We start from the raw sequence: 19,199 nt of genomic DNA on the forward strand, positions 1-19,199 counted from the left end.
GTCCTCCCGGGATTCATCCGGGAGGATAGTTTAAAATCCTTCTAAATTTAAGCAATAAAAGAGCTTAACTGATAATTATATCCGGTCTTCTCAATTGATTTCCCCTCGTTTCTGTCGTATATTTGACAGTTTATTTTACAGAAATTAGGACAAAAGCGCCGGATGGGATGCCCCAGAATCAAGTTTTTTTTAATCATACTTACATTATTTCTTTGTAATACATCTTCTTTTGCTCAGGTCATCTTTAACGAACCCCCTAAGTACCAGATAAATTTAAGTGATTCAGTATTTTTTGATATAAATGAAAAGAGAAACCTGATCTCATTAAATGGTAAATGGAAGGTTTCACCAAATGAAGAAGATGCTCAGTCAGTTTCTGTTAACATCCCTTCAATATTTAAAGGTGATGCTGAACTTATTTTTACCAGGAATTTTTCTCTTTCACAAAATTTGATAAACAGGAATAAACTTAAACTCTTTTTTATGGGGATTAATTATTCCGCAGACATTTCCGTTAACAACATTATTATTTACAGGCACACCGGGGGTGAATATCCGTTTCATCTGGATCTTCCAAAAGATGTTTTAACCTCTGAGAAAGATAATATCCTTTCAGTAAAAGTTTTTTATAAACTTGATTCAAAAAATACAATTCCATTAAAGCAAAGATTTTTATTCCCTCAGAACTTCGGCGGAATTATTAAAGATATATATATCCATCTTACACCAAATGTTTCTGTCGCCGATTTTTCCTGTAGATATAACCTGGATGATTCTAAAAATACAGCCAGGTTAAACTTTTATACAAGGATTGAGAATAAGGATTTCAAAAATATTTTTGATTCAACTCAAACCACAACCGATTTTGCTTACAGGATAAAACTTATCTCTCCTGATGGAAATACCACAAACATTTTACAGGATGAAAAATTTTCACTTCTTCCTAATAAAGAAAAAAATTTTAACGGGAGTTATGAATTAAAGTCCCCCGTTTTATGGAGCCCGGCTTCACCCCAGTATTATATGCTTCAAATAGAAATTGTACGTGATGATATTCTCGTTGATAAAACATTACGTCGGATTTCATTCTATTCTCTTGTTTCGGGAAAAGATTCACTTACATTTAATGGTCAGAAATTTAGTCTGGACGGAATAACGTACATCCCTGCTTTTTATGATTACGGCAATCTTACTTCTTTTGAAAAAATGGAGAAAGACATCAGGATAATTAAGCAGACAGGATTTAATGTAATCAGGTTTGCTAAATCTGTTCCTCATCCATACTACCTTACACTTTGTGAACGTTACGGCTTGCTTGCGTTTATAGAACTTCCCATGAACGGAATGCCCGGAGCGCTTGCAGAGGATAACAATTTTGTTGAACGGACAAAAAACTATCTTACCAACTTTCTTAAAGTTTACAAAGATTACTCATCCGTAGCAGCAATAGGTGCCGGCGGAGGGTATCTGTCAGAATTGGGAACACATCAAACCGTTCTTAACCAATTGATATCGCATATAAAAAAGACTACCGGCAAGCTGACGTATGCTTCGTTTGCAAATTATGTTATTAAACCGGTCGATAATTGTGATCTGTACGGTTTGGAATTTTATAACCATCAGCCTTCTGAGTTTACAAATAAGATTCAGACATTGATCGATGAATTTGGTTCAGGTAAAATATTTATCAGCGAGGCAACATATCCTGTTTATGCAGGCAACAGTGACGGTTATCTTAATGAACATTCCTACGAAGCGCAGGCAAAATATTTTGATGAACTGCTTCAGTACTGTGAATCAATGCAGCTGCCCGGTTATTTCCTGAATACAATGTTTGATTACAGGGGTGATTATTCAAGTCTCACTTCAGGTTATAATAAAGAATCAATTTATAATATTGGAATACTAGGTGAAGACAGAAGAACCGACAGGATTTCTTATAAAGTGATTTCAAACCGGCTGCATAATTCTGAAAAAGTGACTATTCCGATAGGTACAAAAAAAGACGATGCACCAATGGTGTTGAATATTTTCGGGTTGGTACTTGCACTCGCGATTGGAATAATGGTAAACTCTGGAAGAAAGTTCCGTGAAGATGCATCACGTGCATTATTAAGACCATATAATTTTTATGCTGATGTAAGGGATCAAAGGATTATCAGCGGATACCATTCAGTTTTTCTCGCGCTGATAGTTTCTTCTGTTTCCGGGTTACTGCTGACTAACCTGCTGTTTTATTTTAAAGACAGCATAATGATAGAAAAGATACTTCTTGCATTTGGCTCACCGGGATTAATTAAAACTTTCGGATACCTGGCATGGAATCCTGTTTCTGCTTTATTGTGGCTGACCCTGGTTTCCGGAGCCGCATTAATTTTATTAACTGTTGTTATCAAGCTGGCTTCATTTTTTGTAAGGAACCGTGTTTACCTTTCAAGTGTATTCTTCACAGTTGCGTGGTCATACCTTCCTTTAGTGCTGCTCATTCCTGTAGGCATAGTTTTGTATCGATTACTTAGCGCTGAAGTTGCAAACATTTACATCTATGTCGCACTTATTCTTTTTACCATTTGGATTTTCTACAGGCTTATTAAAGGTATCTACGTTATATTCGATGTCAACCCCGGCAGTGTTTATTTCTATAGTGCCATAGCTGTACTGCTGATAGCAGGTTTTGTAGTTGTGTACTATGAAATTAATAACTCCGTAATTCAATACCTCGGCTTTGTGTTCGATCAATATAATATTATTCATTAGTCAGACGATTGTATTTATCTAAATTAGAAATATTAGGTTTCAAGTCGTTCGCACAAAAAACGACCGTCAATTTTAACGAAGGAGTAACATCCATCGTAGGTCCTAACGGATGCGGAAAGACTAATATCGTTGATGCTATAAGATGGTGCCTTGGTGAACAACGAAGCGGTGCTTTGCGAAGCGATAAAATGGAAAACGTAATTTTCAACGGAACCTCCAGCCGCAAACCAATGGGCATGGCTGAAGTATCGCTAACAATTGAAAATACAAAAGGTATACTTCCCACCGAATACACAGACGTAACAATAACAAGAAGAATATTCCGTTCAGGCGAAAGCGAATACCTGCTTAATAAAAATATCTGCAGGCTTAAAGATATAACCAACCTTTTCCTTGATACAGGAATAGGCGCTAACGCGTACTCAGTCATTGAATTGAAAATGGTTGAGACGATTCTTAGCAGTAAAGCGGAAGAACGCAGAATAATGTTTGAAGAAGCTGCGGGAATCAATAAATACAAACTTCGCAGACGACTCGCGTTAAGAAAACTCGATGAAGTGAAAGCCGATCTTACAAGAGTTAATGATATTGTGTCCGAAGTTGAAAAGAAAGTTAACTCACTTGAACGTCAGGCAAAAAAAGCGGACAGGTACAATAAGATTTCATCAACATTAAGAGAGCTTGAACTTGATCTTGCCGAACGTGAACTGGCTTTGTTCAATTTTCAGAAGTCAGAAGCAAAGACACGCAAGGAAGAGAATTTTAAAACAAAGCTTTCGCTGGAATCAGAACTTTCAAGGCTGGATGATGAAATAAAAGAAGTAAAATCAAACCTGTTAGCGCTTGAATCAAAGCTTAAGGAAAAGCAAACCGAGCTGAACCTGCAGACAGAAAAAATTTACAACTCCCAGAACCAGATATCCTTATCAGAAGAACGGAACAGATCTTTAGAAAAAAATATTGAACGATTCAGAAAAGAAATTGAAGAACTTAAGATAAATCTTGAAAGCTCCAGACTTTTAATAAATAATTCTGATTCGGAAATGAATTCGGTCAGGAATAAGATCGGGCAAGCTGAAAAAGAAAAAGAGGAACTGAATCTGAATGTCGAATCATTAAAAGTTGAACTCGACGAAAAAAGATCCTCACTCAAGAACATCACAGAAGATCAGCTTGAAAAGTTTAAAGAGATTGCAAACAAATCAAATGACCTTTCCAATATTGAATCTACTCTTCAAAGCAGGAATAACTCAATTCAAAAACTGAATGAGAAAATATCTTCTTTGACAGGTAACATCGCAAAGACAGTCGGGTTTATTGAAGACCTCTCTAATGAAAAATCAGAAACAGAAAAACGTCTTGCTGAAACGGAACTTCTTTACACAAGAAAGCAGCAGGAAAAAGAAGAACTGGAAAAAGCTCTAACACCACTTAAAGAAAAAGAGCTTGAAGAAAAAAGTCTGATAAATGCGCTCAAAGAGAAAATAAGTTTTGTGCAAAATCTTATTGATAATCTTGAAGGCATATCAAAGGGTGCAAAATACCTGCTTGAAAATAACGGCTGGTCAAAAAGTGATAAAACCCTGGTTGCACATGCCGGTAATGCTTCTGATGAACTACGTTTCGCTGTTGAGGCTGCACTTAAAAATAATCTTAATAATCTTCTGGTTGAGTCTGTTGAAGAGTTGAGAAAAGGCATTCAGCAGTTAAAGAGAAATAAAGTCGGCAAAGCGTCGTTTCTGATACTTGATCCGGACATTCAAAACAAGAAAAATATTTTACAGCGTCTCAGTGATTACTTTGAATCAAGAAAAGCAAAAAAACTTTCAGGTGAAACCGGGTTCAAAGCATGGGCAAAAGATTGTATTCAGACTGATGTAAAGTGGAAACCATTTTTCGATAGTATGCTAAGCGGCATTGCTATTGTCGATACACTGGAGACGGCGTTAAATCTTCACAGGTCATATCCTTCATTTACTATCACCACATTGAATGGTGATTACCTTGATAAATCCGGAATTGTTGAAGCCGGCTCGGAACCAAAGCCTGATGATTCATTGTTCGGAAGAAAGCAATTACTTGAAAATCTTAAAAATGAATTTCCCGCTAAAGAAAAAATACTTGGGAAGTTGAGAGATGAAATTAAAGAGACAGAAGAAAAGATTGATAGTATTGATCTGAAAGTGCTTTCAGAAAAAGGCAGACTGCTTGTTAACGATATTGCTAATCTTGAAAAGCAAATATCACAGTTCGGTTTTGAAAAGGACCGTGCATCGGATGAAATTGAAAAAGCACGACGTGAAATAAATGAGCTTGCGGCGGAATCAAATTCTCTTGATAACCAAAAGAATAAACTTAAGTCCGAACTTGATAATCTTGAGCAGATAAAATTATCAATTGATACAAAACTGAACGATCTAGAAAAAGATTTCGGGTTAAGTGAAGCCTCGTTCAATTCCGCAATCGAAGAAAGAAACAAAATTAGTTTATTGCTGGAAAGATTATCCGGTGAATTAAAGAACATTAACAATTCTGTTAAGCACGCTGAGGAATCAATTGAAGCGACAAGCCGTTCAATTCAAAAAAGGACTGATGATATCTCGGCTTCAAATGAAGAATTAACTTTGCTTGCCTCGGTTCTTTCCGAAGAACAAAAAAAATTATCAGAGCTTGAATCTCTTAAGTCTGTTCTGAATGATGAAGAAAAAAATATTTCACAGGAATATACTGCCGTAAGAAATACCATTTCTGAAACTGAATCTCACTCAACATCATTGAGGAAGCAGAGAGAACAAACACTCGATGAAATACATTCATCAGATATGAGGCTGAATGAACTTGAGATTAAGACAGAAAATCTTCTTCAGAATGTTCAGGAAAATTATTCGCTTAAAGTTGAACTGAAACAGTTTGATGATCTGCAGACATTTGATTTTAAACAAAGGACAGAAGAGGTTCATCAGTTAAAACAACAAGTCAGGTCTCTTGGTGCTGTTAACCTGTTAGCATATTCTGAGTTTGAAGAAGAGAAGGAACGCTTTAATTTTTTAATGGGGCAGCGCAATGATCTTGTTGAGTCCGAAAAAGATATTGTAAGGACAATAGAGGAAATTAATACTACTGCCCAGAGCCAGTTTATGGAAACATTTGAAAAAATACGCGGGCACTTTATAAATATTTTCCGCGGACTTTTTAATCCCGGCGATGAAGCTGACCTGCGGATGGAAGAAAATGCTGATCCTCTTGAGGCAAAGATTGAGATAATAGCAAAACCAAAAGGAAAAAGACCAACATCAATCGAACTCTTATCCGGCGGTGAAAAAACTTTGACTGCTATTGCACTGTTATTTGCAATCTATCTTGTTAAGCCAAGTCCGTTCTGTATCCTTGATGAAATTGATGCGCCTCTTGATGACGCAAACATCGACAGGTTTACAAGAATTATCAGAGACTTCAGTAAGGATACTCAGTTCATTGTTGTGACGCATAATAAAAGAACGATGGAAGCCGCAAGTACTTTATACGGTGTTACGATGCAGGAGGAAGGTATTTCCAAGTTAGTTAGTGTAAGATTTAATGAGGACCTGAACTTTGTTTCCTGATAATACATACGCAACTTTGACATTCATCGAGAATGAAAGAAATATTAATTTTATAGTTCAATATGCGGGTGTAATAATTTTCTTTTTTGTTTTTTGTACCGCAGCATTAGGACAGTGGGCTAATAATACTTCGGCTAACACACAGTTGGTGGTAAACTCTAACGACCCTATAAATATTTCAACATTGAGTGACGGCGGTTCAGGTTTTTTTATTTTATGGGAAGATTCCAAGATTGCAGGTACTCCTGAAATAAGATTCCTTCATATAGATAACGGCGGTAACCCTGGGTTCAGGGCTGATGGAAAGTCAGTTACAATTTCTTCAATTAAAAAATCAGAACCTGTTGGAAGCACCGGGTCAGGCAATACAATGGTGGTTGCCTGGAAAGACTATTCAGCAAATTCAATCGGACAAATTTTTGTTCAGCGCGTGGACATAAAAGGATACTTGCTCTGGGGAGAGAATGGACTGCAGGTTTCCGGTGTTAATTCCATCGCATCCGATTATGCAGTACAATGTAACAATGAAGGCACGTCATTCATCTCATATGTTTCTAAAGCAAGCGAAACCGGGTCAGAGTCTTCAATTATGATCCAGAAAATTTCAGCTGATGGAAGATTACTTTTGCCCGGCGATGGAATTAAAGTTCATAACTCCCGCAACAGGAAAAGTTTTACGTCCATAGTGGCTGATGATTCAGGTGGTGCTTTTATTTTCTGGACAGAAAATATCAATAACAAAACTCTTATTCATTCACAGCACATTGATGCGTCTAATAAACTGACTTTCATCAAAAAGCCGCTTTTAGTAACCGGACAAAATTCAAATGTACTCAAGTATTCAGTTTATAAAGCTGACGGCAACAACGTTTATCTTTTATGGCAGCTACATAAAGGTGATGCTAATATTAAACATCAGCTTTTGAATATATCGGGAAAACTTTTGTGGAAAGAAAACAGTCTGCAGGTATCAGTCAGCGGGACAAATCCACAGGCATTCATTTCCGGTGAAGAGATATTTCTTTCATGGACAGATGAATCAAATAATTCCAAAGATATTTTTGTTCAAAAGTATAATTTTAAAGGCGAAGGGCTCTGGAAGAAACCGGGTATTAATGTAAATAATTTGCAGGGCGATCAGTTTGGTCAGAGAATTACTGGTGATGAGAATGGTGATATCATAACAACCTGGATAGACAGACGGATCGACTCTCTCTATGGCAATGTGTACGTTCAGAAAATTAATAACGATGGCGGATTTGTCTGGGATGAAAATGGAATTGCTGCAGGGACTTATACAAATTCCTTGAAAAGTTATTTGTCAATTCTTCCCGACAGAATCGGTGGAGCGATAATTGTATTTAAAGACAAAAGAGAAAAACTAAATAATATTTATGCTCAGAAAATTTTCAGCAGCGGTACGTTTGTTTCACAAATAACAAATTTCAGTACAGAAATATCTGGGGATTCAGTAAGGATAAAATGGCAATCAGCCAACGAAGGACAGGGCACAACTTACAATATTGAGCGAACGAATCAGCTCGATGAATCAGGTACATACTGGAGTATTGTTGGCAGTATACCATCCGCCGGAAGTAAGGATTTAAACAAGTATACTTTTTACGACCGTCCGCTGGAAAATGGAACCATCTATTACAGGATTACTCAAAGCGGTTCTAAAAATTTTACACAAACCTCGGAAATTATCCGGCTGAATTATTTTGAAAACTCTTCTGAGATAACAGTTGCGCAGAATATCCCCAATCCTTTTAGCGATTCAACAATGATATCGTTTTATCTTCCTGCCGAAATGCTTGTGACGGTTGAATTTTTTGATCTTAACATTCAGAAAGTCGGCGAGATTGTTAAGGAAAAATTCCCTGCAGGAACTAACAAAATTACTTTTGTCGCAAAAGATATTCCCTCTGGAATTTATTTCTACAGGTTTAAAGCCGGTGATGTTGTTGAAGTTAAAAAAATGGTTGTCTCTAAATGATGAATAAAGCTAAAGTTAAATGATCCGATAATTAATGAATAAAGTATTTAAAATATTTGTTGACTTCGATGGTACGATTACAAAGCAGGATGTTGGTGAAATGATCTTCAGGAAATTCGGAAACGCTGAACAGACAGATAAAATTATTTCAGATTATCTAACAAAAAAAATATCCGCCAAAGAATGCTGGGTTCAGCTTTGCGAAACCACAGGTCAGATAAATATTGATGAGTTCAACAACTTTATTGATTCAATGGAAATCGATGACACATTTCATAAGCTGGTGAAATTTTCTTCAGATACGAATTCTGAGATGATAATACTCAGTGACGGTTTTGATTATTACATAAACAGAGTTCTTGCAAAAGCAGGATTGAATGACATAAGATATTTCTCGAATAAACTTTCGATATCACATGACTTTAAACTTCACCCTGAATTTCCTTATTCAGATGAAATGAGTATTTCATCTGCAAACTGTAAATGGAATCATATCCTTAAACACAGCAGCGAAGATGACTTTACGGTTTTTATCGGTGATGGTTTATCGGATAATGAAACAGTACAGTACTGTGATTACGTTTTTGCAAAGGACAGTTTACTAAGATTTTGTGAAATGGAACGTATAACTTTTTTCCCGTTTAAAAATTTTAGTGATGTTGTCAAAAAGTTAGAAGAGTTGAATTCAAAAAAGAGATTGAAGAAAAGACACCAGGCGGTAATCAAACGAAAACATGCTTATATGATGGAATGATGATGCTGGTATATATTTATTCAGAAGTAAAATGGATGCGGAAATAATTTATGGCTAACGTTGCAGCAAAATTTTTTAAGTACAGAAGTTACACACCATTACCTTTCCTGGCTGTTATGTTGTTGTATAATAACAGCAACATCTGGAGCCTGATTGCAGGGTTCATAATCGCTCTTGCAGGTGAAGGACTTAGACTATGGGGGGTAAGCTGGGCTGGTAGCGAAACAAGAACAACCGGTAATGTCGGCGGAACTTTTTTGATTATAAGCGGACCGTTTGCTTATGTAAGAAACCCGCTGTATGTCGGAAACATTCTTATCTACACCGGACTTGGAATAATGTCATTTGCAATTTTTCCTTACCTGCAGATTGCAGGATTAGTTTTCTTTTATCTTCAATATCATTTCATTGTCAAAGAAGAAGAACAATACCTGAAGAAAGCATTCAGCAATGGCTATGAAGAATACACTAAGAATGTGCCGAGATTTATTCCACGCTTAACAAAATATAAATCGGGATCAGTACAACAGCCGCCGTTTAATTTTAAAGCGGGATTAAAATCCGAACGAAGAAGTTTCCAGGCATTCATGTTTGTTGCAGTTACAATTTTAATTATCTGGTTCTTAAGAAGATTATAACAAAAAGATTTACTGATTTAAGTGAATAAATGTCAGAGAAAAAGTTGATGATAATAGCAGGTGAAATTTCGGGTGATCTTCACGGCGCTTCACTTGTTGAAGAATTGAAGAAAATTAATTCTTCAATTCAGATATCCGGAATCGGCGGGGACAGGATGAAGAACGCTGGAATGAAACTTCTCTATCATATTCACGATATGGCTTTCCTTGGCTTTGTTGAGGTGATTAAACATCTGCCGTTCATAAAAAAAGTTCAGAGGGGACTTATAAATTTTGTAAAAGAAAATAATATCAGGAATGTAGTTCTTATTGATTACCCCGGATTCAATTTAAGCATTGCAAAAAAACTAAAGGCGTTAAATGTGAATGTAATTTATTACATCTCGCCGCAGGTTTGGGCTTGGGGAGCCGGAAGAATTAAAAAGATCAAAAAGCTTGTTGATAAAATGCTTGTGGTTTTTCCTTTTGAAGAAGATATGTATAAACGTGAAAAGATGAATGTTGAGTTTGTTGGTCATCCGCTTATCGAAAGGATTAATGCTTATAACTTTTTGAGTAAAGAGGATCTTTATGAAAAACTAAATCTCGAAAAGGGAAAAGAAATTTTATTGCTGCTTCCCGGAAGCAGGCAAAATGAAGTGAAAGAAATTTTTTCTGAGACCATCTCGGCGGCAATAAAGTTAGCTGAAGATTTTAATCTGCAGGTTGTAGTTGCCTGTTCAGAAAATATTAGTGAAGAACTACTTTATTCGTTAACTGATAAACGCGCATTCAAAATCGCTAAAGGTTTTACATACGATTTAATGAAGCATGCAAAGTTCGGGATAATAAAATCAGGTACATCAACACTTGAAGCTGGAATAATGTCACTCCCGATGATTATTGTTTACAAGACAAGTATGATCACTTACCTGATTGGAAAAAGTCTTGTAAAGCTTAAACACATTGGAATGGCAAACATAATTCTGAGTGATTCAGTTGTCCCTGAACTAATTCAGGATAAAGTAAAATCTGAGATCATATATGCTGAGACATCGAAAATATTATTAGATGAATCACGCTACTCAAATATAAAAAACAGACTTGGTAGAATAAAAGAAAAATTAGGCGGCGAAGGTGCATCAGGTAAAGCTGCGCTTTCAATCATGAAATTTGTTAATGAGTTTTAAGAAGCTAAAACAGGATACATTAAGATTTATCGGGAACATAATTTTAGTTTCAGCATTAAAACTTCTTTGTGGTTCTTTGAGAATAACTGAAAAAAATAAAAATGTAATTGATGAACTTGAGCAAGCAGGTAAAACTTATGTGCTAGCCTTCTGGCATGGAACAATGCTTTTGCCCTGGTTCCTGTTCAAAAATAAAAATGTTGCAGGCTTAACAAGCAAAAGTAAAGACGGCGACTTGCTTGCAAAGGTTTTAAAGGAATGGAATTATAAAGTTGTACGCGGCTCAAGCAATGAAGGCGGAGAAGTTGCGCTTGGAATTATGATCGATCATGTAAAAAATAAAATTCCTTTACTCATAACTCCTGATGGTCCGCGTGGTCCTGAATTTAAATTTAAAGCAGGCGCGGTTATAACAGCCAAAAAAGGGAACGTCCCTTTGGTGCTGATGGGTGTAGGGGTTGAAAAGAAAAGAATATTAAAAAGCTGGGATAAATTCCAGGTGCCTAAGTTTTTTTCAAAAGCAAAGGTGATTTATTCTGATCCGGTTTATGTTGGTTCATCACTTAGTTATGATGAGACTTCGGATAAAATAAATGAATGTGAAAGTATGTTAAATAAACTTCAGGATGAAGCAGGAATATTTAGTTAAGAAATGGATCTGTTAAAATTTATACTGCTTCCGTTTGTGCCTGTTTACAGCTTTGTGATGTATGTGCGCAACCTGTTCTTTGACAAAGGAATTTTCAAATCAACAAAAGTAAATGCGAAAGTTATCTCGGTTGGAAATATTACTGTCGGCGGTTCCGGTAAAACTCCGACTGTTATCTACCTGTCGAATCTTTTAAAGAATGAATCATTGAATGTTGGAGTATTAAGCAGAGGGTATGGAAGAAAATCGAGCGGCTATCTTCTGGTAAGTGACGGCAAAAGTACTCTTACTGAAGTAAGTAAATGCGGAGATGAAATTTACCAGACAGCGATTGAATGTAAAGTCCCTGCTGCCGTTAGCGAGAACAGGGTTAAAGGATCAGAAAAATTTATTCGAGATACAAATGTTAAAGTTATAATTCTTGATGACGCGTATCAGCATAGATGGATTTACAGAGACATAAATGTTTTGATTTGTGAACAAAGATTTTTAACCGAGCCGGAATATTTCAGAAGAAAACTACTGCCTGCCGGTTCTATGAGAGAATCGTTTAAGGCAATAAGCAGAGCCGATTTAGTAATCATCAACAGAAAATTTTCGGAACAGAAAGAAATCCCTTCTGAGCTAAAAAAATATTTTGAAGGAAAGAAAATTTTTACAGCAAAATATAAAGCTGTTTCCTTTGTTGATGTAAAAAAGAAAACAAGTTATGATCTCCAGGATTTTGAAGGTCAAAAAAGTCTGGTCGTATCAGGTGTTGCAAACCCGTTTTCATTTCTCAATGCACTTAAGCAGACAAGAGTTGAAACGGTCAACAAAATAATTTTCAGGGATCACAAAAATTATACGCTCAAAGAAGTGCAGAGAATAAGAAAAGAATTTTACGCAACGAATTCACATTCGGTTGTAACTACTGAAAAAGATGCAGTTAAACTTTCAATGTTTTCAAAAGAGCTTGATGATATAGATATCTTTTATCTTAAAATAGAAATTGTACCTGATGATGAAAAATCATTCAGAGACTTTATAATTAACAAACTGACGTAACTTAAAATGCTACGACAAATGATAAACACAAAGACAATCCAATAGGGAGGAATAATTAAAATGGCAAAGAGTCCTAAGTACGTGTATTTCTTTGGCGGGAAAAAAGCTGAAGGAAAAGCTGAGATGAAATCCTTGCTCGGCGGTAAGGGAGCAAACCTTGCAGAGATGGTGAACATCGGTTTACCGGTTCCTGCAGGTTTTACAATCACTACAGAAGTGTGTACCGCATACTATAAGAATCATAAAAAATATCCGAGAGAACTCGACAAACAATTAAAAGAAGCTCTTGTAAAAGTTGAAAAACAAATGGGCGCAAAGTTTGGTGATCTTCAAAACCCATTATTGCTTTCAGTACGTTCAGGTGCGCGCGCGTCAATGCCCGGAATGATGGAAACGATTCTTAATGTTGGTTTGAATAATGAAACACGCGAAGCTTTGATCGCAAAGACAAATAATCCAAGATTCGTTTATGACTCACACCGCCGCCTGATACAGATGTACAGTGATGTTGTTATGGAAAAAGCCGCAGGCATCGAACCTGCCGAAGGAAAAGGCGTAAGACAACAGCTTGAAAAAGAACTTCACAAAATGAAAGAAGCCCGCGGCGTTCATGCTGATACAGACTTAACAGCAGATGATCTTAAAGAATTAATTGAAATCTATAAATCAAAAGTTCAGGAAGTTCTTGGTAAACCATTCCCCGAAGATCCAATGGAACAACTTTGGGGCGCAGTTTCAGCAGTGTTCCAGAGCTGGATGGGTAAACGTGCAATCTCCTACAGAAGAATTGAAGGAATTCCTGATGACTGGGGAACAGCAGTAAATGTTCAGTCAATGGTATTTGGAAATATGGGTGATACATCAGCAACAGGTGTTGCATTTACACGTAATCCAGCAACCGGTCAAAATTATTTCTACGGTGAATGGCTGACAAATGCACAAGGTGAAGATGTTGTTGCAGGTATCAGAACTCCGAACCCAATTAATGAAGTTGGAAAAAGCGAACACACAGAACACCTGCAATCACTCGAAACCGGAATGCCGGAAACTTACAAGCAGCTTCATGGTATTCAGAAATCATTAGAGAAACATTATCGTGATATGCTTGATATTGAGTTTACAATTCAGGATGGTATCCTTTATATGCTGCAGTGCCGCGTTGGAAAACGTAACGGACCTGCCGCAGTTAAGATGGCTCTTGATATGTACAAAGAAAAACTCATCACAAAAGAAGAAGCTGTAATGAGAGTTCAGCCTTCACAGCTTGATGAACTTCTTCATCCGATTATCGATCCTGCTGTTGAGCTTACAACAAAAGCGATTACAAAAGGATTACCCGCAGGACCCGGCGGCGCAGCAGGACAGGTAGTGTTCTCAGCTAATGATGCAGTTGCATGGGCAAAAGAAGGAAAGAAAGTTATTCTTGTCCGTGACGAAACAAATCCTGAAGACATTGAAGGAATGAGAGCAGCTCAGGCAATATTAACAGCACGCGGCGGTATGACTTCACACGCAGCACTTGTTGCACGCGGTTGGGGCAAATGCTGTATAGTTGGTGCAGGCGGTATAAAGATTAATTATGAAGACAGAACATTCTCAGTTGGCGGAGCGACAATTAAAGAAGGTGAATGGCTGACATTGAACGGAACCAAAGGTGCTGTTTATGCCGGTGAATTACCGATGAAAAAATCTGCTGATGAAAATCCTGATTTCCAGGCTTTCATGAAACTTTGTGATGATGTTAGAAAATTAAAAGTAAGAACAAATGCTGATACTCCGGAAGATGCTGCAAGAGCAAGAGCATTCGGTGCTGAAGGTATCGGACTATTCAGAACAGAACATATGTTCTATGGAAAAAATTCTGAGGAACCATTATTTAAACTTCGTAAGATGATCCACTCAAAATCCGAACAGGAAAGAGTTGATGCGTTGAATGAATTATTCCCGCACGTTAAACATGACGTTAAAGGAACATTGGAAGCAATGGACGGATATCCTGTTACATTCAGAACACTTGATCCGCCGCTTCATGAATTTGTTCCTACAAGAGTTGATGAAAGAGAAAAACTTGCTTCAAGTCTTGGAATATCTCTTGAAGAATTAAACGAACGCGCAGATTCATTACATGAAAACAACCCGATGATGGGACACCGCGGAGTAAGATTAGGAATCACATATCCTGAAATTACAGAGATGCAGGTTCGCGCTATATTTGAAGCAACAGCAGAATTATTACAAGAAGGTAAAAAACCTTTCCCTGAAATAATGATTCCTGTTACCTGTCACGTTAATGAAATCAAACATCAGTATGATATAGTTAATAAAGTCCATGCTGAAGTTTGTGAGAAATTCGGATTGAAGAAAATACCTCATCTAACAGGAACAATGATCGAAATTCCACGTGCTTGTTTAACAGCGGATAAGATTGCTGAAACAGCACAGTTTTTCTCATTCGGTACAAACGATCTTACACAAATGGGATTTGGTTTTTCCCGTGATGATATCGGCGGATTCTTACCGGAATATCTTGATAAAAAAATCCTTCCTGAAGATCCATTCCAATCAATTGACCAGGAAGCAATCGGTAAATTGATGGAGATTGCAGTTGAAGGCGGACGCGGAACAAGACCTGATCTTAAAATCGGTATTTGCGGCGAACATGGCGGCGAACCAAAATCAGTTGAGTTCTGTCACAAGATCGGTTTGAACTATGTTAGCTGTTCACCATTCAGAGTTCCGATAGCAAGATTAGCAGCAGCCCAGGCTGTTGTAAAAGATGCAAAGAAAGCTAAACCGGCAAAAGCTGCATCTAAAAAAACAGTTGCTAAAAAAGCTGCACCTAAAAAGAAAGTAGTTGCAAAGAAAAAAGTATCAAAGAAAAAATAAGTAAGTAAATAAAGTTGAAGTATAATGTTTGTCAGTCCCAGCTATGCGAAGACTGACAAACATCTTCTCTAAATTAAAATAATAAGCAGAAGGCATAAGAATGAAATTATCAGATTTCAAGTACAACTTACCCAAAACATCAATTGCTAAATACCCGGTTTCACCGCGTGATAAAGCAAAGTTGATGGTTATAGACAGGGAGACAGGGGAAATAGAAAATAAAGTGTTCACCGATGTTGCAAACTATATGGAAAAGGGTGATGTGCTTGTTGTTAACGAGACACGTGTGTTCCAGGCAAGACTTTATGGTAAGAAAGAAAAAACAAACGCAAAGATAGAAGTGTTCCTGCTTCGTGAGCTTAACGCTGATGAATGTATCTGGGATGTGATCGTTGATCCCGCACGCAAAGTAAGAATAGGAAATAAAATTTATTTTAACGATAAACTGTGGTGTGAAGTTATTGACAACACAACATCCCGCGGAAGAACAGTAAGATTTAATCAGCCGGGAAATGTTTTTAAAGCTGTTGAAAAAATCGGATTGACTCCGCTTCCTCCGTACATCAAACGCGAACCTGAAGCTTCTGACAAAGAAGATTACCAGACTGTATACGCACGTGTTGACGGTGCTGTTGCGGCTCCTACCGCAGGTCTTCACTTCACGACTAAACTTCTTCAGAAGCTTGAAAAGAAGGGTGTTCATATAGTACCTGTAATTCTTCATATTGGTTTGGGAACATTCAGACCAGTAGAAGTTGAAGATCTTACAAAACATAAAATGGATTCGGAATATTTTGAAATATCTGCAAAGTCAGCAGAGGTAATTAACAAATCAAAAGCGGGTAAACACAAAGTGTTTGTTGTAGGTACCAGTACCACGCGTGCGCTTGAATCAAGTGTTACGGCGGATGGATTTGTTAAACCGAACCGGGGATGGACAGATAAATTTATTTTCCCTTCGTATGATTTTAAAATTGTAAACAAGCTCATCACAAACTTCCACCAGGAAGAATCAACATTGATGATGCTTGTAAGCGCATTTGCTGATACTGACCTGATTATGAAGGCTTATAAAAAAGCTTTGAAAGATAATTACAGGTTCCTCAGTTACGGCGACGCTATGCTTATTCTCTAAGCAAAAGGAATGCGGGATTGGTTGAATGATAAAAAAGTTTATGTAGAAATTCATTCAACCTTTCACTCATTCGATCAATAATTTATTCAGGAATTTCAATGAGTGTGTATGCAATAATTCCCGCAGGCGGTAAAGGAAAACGCAGCGGACTAAAAACTCCAAAGCAGTACATGAAGTTCAACGGGAAAGAACTTATTGTTTACACTTTACAGGTATTTCAAAAAAATAAACTTGTTGATGAAATAATTATTTCAGTAGAACCTGAATATTTTGATTTACTTATCTCACTTAAAAAGAAATACAAACTCACCAAAATATCCACATTAGTTGAAGGCGGTAATGAAAGGCAGGACTCGGTTTTCAACGCACTCCATTCCCTCAATGCAAAACAAAATGATCTTGTGATTGTTCACGATGCCGCGCGTGCGCTTCTTCCGCAAAACGTTTTGACTAACGCGATAAGTGTTGCAAGGAAAAAAGGTAACGCACTTGTCTGTATAAAAGCCAAAGACACTTTGATAAAAGGGAAAGGAACAGTTACATCTTATCTTAACCGTGATGAAGTTTATTATGTACAGACACCCCAGATTTTTAAATACATAGATCTTTTGAAAGCAATGAACCAAGCTTACAAAGAAAATTTTCACGGTACAGATGAATCAATGCTTGTAAGCCGAACTGGAAAGAAAATTAATATTGTTGAAGGATCAGCTCTGAACTTTAAGATCACTACAGGTGAAGATATTGAGATGTTTAGGAAACTACTGAAATAAAAATGCTAACTCCAATTGGTATTTGGCACGGGTTGTATTTTTAGTCTCACTTAAGATATAATTCTTTCATTGGGCTATGATTGTAATTCATTTTGTTCTCATAAAATAACCGAAAAGCTATCCGTCTTATTTTTTTACATTTAAAAATTTACACTCACTACCGAAGAAGAAGCATTACAAAAGCCTTATTACCATTGCCACCTGCAGCCACCAGTTTATTATCTTTCATTGATAAACCAGCCCACCTGATTACACTCGAAGGACTATATGGCAAGCCTAACTGCTGCCAGCTTATTCCATTAAAGTGCTTTAATGTATTTCGACCTCCGGCTATTACTATATCATTAGAAGCGTTTCCTCTTATTGTCGAAATATATCCTCTATAATACGAGCCGGGATTTCCGCCGAGAAAATTCTCGGGCAGGGACCGAACGTAATCCCAATGATTGTTGTTGAACTGGTACATTAAGTTGCCTCCTGTATAGATTGTACCATTTTCATCTACCCAGATTGTGCCAAATGAACCATACAGTTTTGATATAAATAGTTCGCTTTCATCAATTATCTCTCCTGTTATCTTAACAGAGAATTGATTAGAATTTCCCTCTAAAACTACACCCTTAACTTCTGCTATATTTACGCCTGCTGCATAAACATTACCGCCTGCATCGCTATAAATATCAGTTAAGTCTAATGTTATCCCGCTTTCTATCTTTGTCCACTGACTGCCGTTGTAGTGAGCGATTGTGCCGAGTGTTCCAACAAAATAGATATTTGACGAGGAAGAGCCCCATATTTTAGTTAAATATCCATCTTGTTGAGTAAGAATTCCCGTATCAAATAAATGATATTGCGTCCAGTTTATTCCGTCGCCTTTTATTGGTACACCAGATGACAACCAAATTTCATTATCAGTAAGTGCAAATATTCCATACAATGGTGGAGTTATTAAATTTCCTCTAAATAGTACTGAAATCTTTTTGACTTCCCATTGGTTCCCATTCCAATGCACAGCATTATATGCGTGCGGATCAGGATTCCCAAGCGAGTCATTCATAAATATCTCACCAACTGCCCAGATGTTATTTTCATCTATTATAGCGACATCATAAAGTATACTGCTGCTGTGCTGCCCAAACTCAAATGTTTGCCATGTAAAGTTGTGGCTGGTGGTGTCCATCGTGATGGTGGTTGCAACATTACTGGAGATTCCTGACAAGCCGGAATGACTAACTACGAAGTTGTAGGTTTGGTTTGGCAGGAGTGAATCAACATAAAGGGAAGTATCATTGCTGTTAATTGCAAGAAATGTTTTTACAACTGTGCTATCTTTCTTTAATTCCAAATCGACTGGCAGTGTAATATTTTCTAACTTCAAGTTCAGCCACGCTTCAGTACAGCTTACGTCATCAACTGTAAGTGTTATTTTTGGTTGCGGCGGCGGAGGAATAACGGGTGTATCTTCTTTGCAGGAAGGGATGCTGAATAAGAGTAAGATAAAACTTGCCCGCCGCAACATTCGTGGAGGCGGGATTAAGAAAAAATAATTTTTCATTCTACCCATCTATTAAATTTTTTCTGCCTCAACATAAGGTAAAGCAAATTCAAAATCACTAGAGATAATTCTTCGTGTTCTTTGTGCACAGAGATCAGCTTAAGTCTAGCTTAGCGGACTTTGTGGTAAAAAAACAATAACTACAAAGAACACAAGGAAAAATTCACAAAGCCCACAAAGGTTTTTATCAGTTCAAATCTGTTTTATCTGTGTCATCTGTGTGCCATTACCCAAAACA

12 protein-coding genes are annotated in these 19,199 nt (G+C 37.1%); 11 read left to right on the forward strand and 1 reads right to left on the reverse strand.

The annotated features are described in order from the left end of the window. The first annotated feature begins 162 nt into the window (after window positions 1-162). The 11 genes from IPM56_00085 (at window position 163) to ispD (ending at window position 17,406) form a co-directional block, all read left to right on the forward strand. Window positions 163-2,757: a hypothetical protein gene (locus IPM56_00085; GenBank protein ID QQS36390.1), complete on the forward strand. Its 2,595-nt coding sequence runs from the start codon at window positions 163-165 to the stop codon at window positions 2,755-2,757. 8 nt (window positions 2,758-2,765) lie between these two features. Beyond that, window positions 2,766-6,359, forward strand: coding sequence for a chromosome segregation protein SMC (gene smc, locus IPM56_00090; protein QQS36391.1), 3,594 nt, complete (start codon window positions 2,766-2,768; stop codon window positions 6,357-6,359). After that, complete coding sequence (locus IPM56_00095) at window positions 6,349-8,355, forward strand: T9SS type A sorting domain-containing protein (GenBank protein QQS36392.1); 2,007 nt, start codon at window positions 6,349-6,351, stop codon at window positions 8,353-8,355. Before smc ends, IPM56_00095 begins: the two co-directional genes overlap by 11 nt. A gap of 34 nt (window positions 8,356-8,389) precedes the next feature. Continuing rightward, window positions 8,390-9,109, forward strand: coding sequence for an MtnX-like HAD-IB family phosphatase (locus tag IPM56_00100; protein QQS36393.1), 720 nt, complete (start codon window positions 8,390-8,392; stop codon window positions 9,107-9,109). Window positions 9,110-9,159: 50 nt separating this feature from the next. Continuing rightward, the gene (locus tag IPM56_00105; protein QQS36394.1) at window positions 9,160-9,747 is read left to right on the forward strand and encodes an isoprenylcysteine carboxylmethyltransferase family protein; all 588 of its coding nucleotides are present in this window, start codon (window positions 9,160-9,162) and stop codon (window positions 9,745-9,747) included. Between the two features lie 29 nt (window positions 9,748-9,776). After that, window positions 9,777-10,916, forward strand: coding sequence for a lipid-A-disaccharide synthase (gene lpxB, locus IPM56_00110; protein ID QQS36395.1), 1,140 nt, complete (start codon window positions 9,777-9,779; stop codon window positions 10,914-10,916). Beyond that, window positions 10,906-11,565 (forward strand): lysophospholipid acyltransferase family protein, encoded by a 660-nt coding sequence (locus tag IPM56_00115; GenBank protein ID QQS36396.1) that lies wholly within the window; start codon window positions 10,906-10,908, stop codon window positions 11,563-11,565. Before lpxB ends, IPM56_00115 begins: the two co-directional genes overlap by 11 nt. 3 nt (window positions 11,566-11,568) lie before the next feature. Next, window positions 11,569-12,612, forward strand: a complete 1,044-nt coding sequence (gene lpxK / locus IPM56_00120; protein ID QQS36397.1) for a tetraacyldisaccharide 4'-kinase — start codon at window positions 11,569-11,571, stop codon at window positions 12,610-12,612. Between the two features lie 60 nt (window positions 12,613-12,672). Further along, entirely contained in the window at window positions 12,673-15,498 is a 2,826-nt protein-coding gene (locus IPM56_00125) for a pyruvate, phosphate dikinase (GenBank protein ID QQS36398.1), read from the forward strand. A gap of 100 nt (window positions 15,499-15,598) precedes the next feature. Beyond that, window positions 15,599-16,633, forward strand: a complete 1,035-nt coding sequence (gene queA / locus IPM56_00130; GenBank protein QQS36399.1) for a tRNA preQ1(34) S-adenosylmethionine ribosyltransferase-isomerase QueA — start codon at window positions 15,599-15,601, stop codon at window positions 16,631-16,633. Between the two features lie 98 nt (window positions 16,634-16,731). Beyond that, window positions 16,732-17,406 carry a 2-C-methyl-D-erythritol 4-phosphate cytidylyltransferase gene (gene ispD, locus IPM56_00135; GenBank protein ID QQS36400.1) on the forward strand — a complete coding sequence of 225 codons (675 nt, stop codon included), beginning with the start codon at window positions 16,732-16,734 and terminating at the stop codon, window positions 17,404-17,406. A gap of 157 nt (window positions 17,407-17,563) precedes the next feature. On the opposite strand, the gene IPM56_00140 is transcribed toward ispD, so the two are convergent. Next, window positions 17,564-18,961 (reverse strand): glucosyl transferase, encoded by a 1,398-nt coding sequence (locus tag IPM56_00140; GenBank protein ID QQS36401.1) that lies wholly within the window; start codon window positions 18,959-18,961, stop codon window positions 17,564-17,566. Window positions 18,962-19,199: the final 238 nt, after the last annotated feature.

The organism is Ignavibacteriales bacterium (genome assembly GCA_016700155.1).
GTDB lineage: Bacteria > Bacteroidota > Ignavibacteria > Ignavibacteriales > Ignavibacteriaceae.

What these genes read in the sequence shown, in the direction of transcription:
- IPM56_00085 (QQS36390.1), top strand. Translation starts at nt 163, where the DNA reads ATGGGATGCCCCAGAATCAAGTTTTTTTTAATCATACTTACATTATTT.
- IPM56_00100 (QQS36393.1), top strand. Translation starts at nt 8,390, where the DNA reads ATGAATAAAGTATTTAAAATATTTGTTGACTTCGATGGTACGATTACA.
- IPM56_00105 (QQS36394.1), top strand. Translation starts at nt 9,160, where the DNA reads ATGGCTAACGTTGCAGCAAAATTTTTTAAGTACAGAAGTTACACACCA.
- lpxB (QQS36395.1), top strand. Translation starts at nt 9,777, where the DNA reads ATGTCAGAGAAAAAGTTGATGATAATAGCAGGTGAAATTTCGGGTGAT.
- IPM56_00115 (QQS36396.1), top strand. Translation starts at nt 10,906, where the DNA reads ATGAGTTTTAAGAAGCTAAAACAGGATACATTAAGATTTATCGGGAAC.
- lpxK (QQS36397.1), top strand. Translation starts at nt 11,569, where the DNA reads ATGGATCTGTTAAAATTTATACTGCTTCCGTTTGTGCCTGTTTACAGC.
- IPM56_00125 (QQS36398.1), top strand. Translation starts at nt 12,673, where the DNA reads ATGGCAAAGAGTCCTAAGTACGTGTATTTCTTTGGCGGGAAAAAAGCT.
- queA (QQS36399.1), top strand. Translation starts at nt 15,599, where the DNA reads ATGAAATTATCAGATTTCAAGTACAACTTACCCAAAACATCAATTGCT.
- ispD (QQS36400.1), top strand. Translation starts at nt 16,732, where the DNA reads ATGAGTGTGTATGCAATAATTCCCGCAGGCGGTAAAGGAAAACGCAGC.
- IPM56_00140 (QQS36401.1), bottom strand. Translation starts at nt 18,961, where the DNA reads ATGAAAAATTATTTTTTCTTAATCCCGCCTCCACGAATGTTGCGGCGG.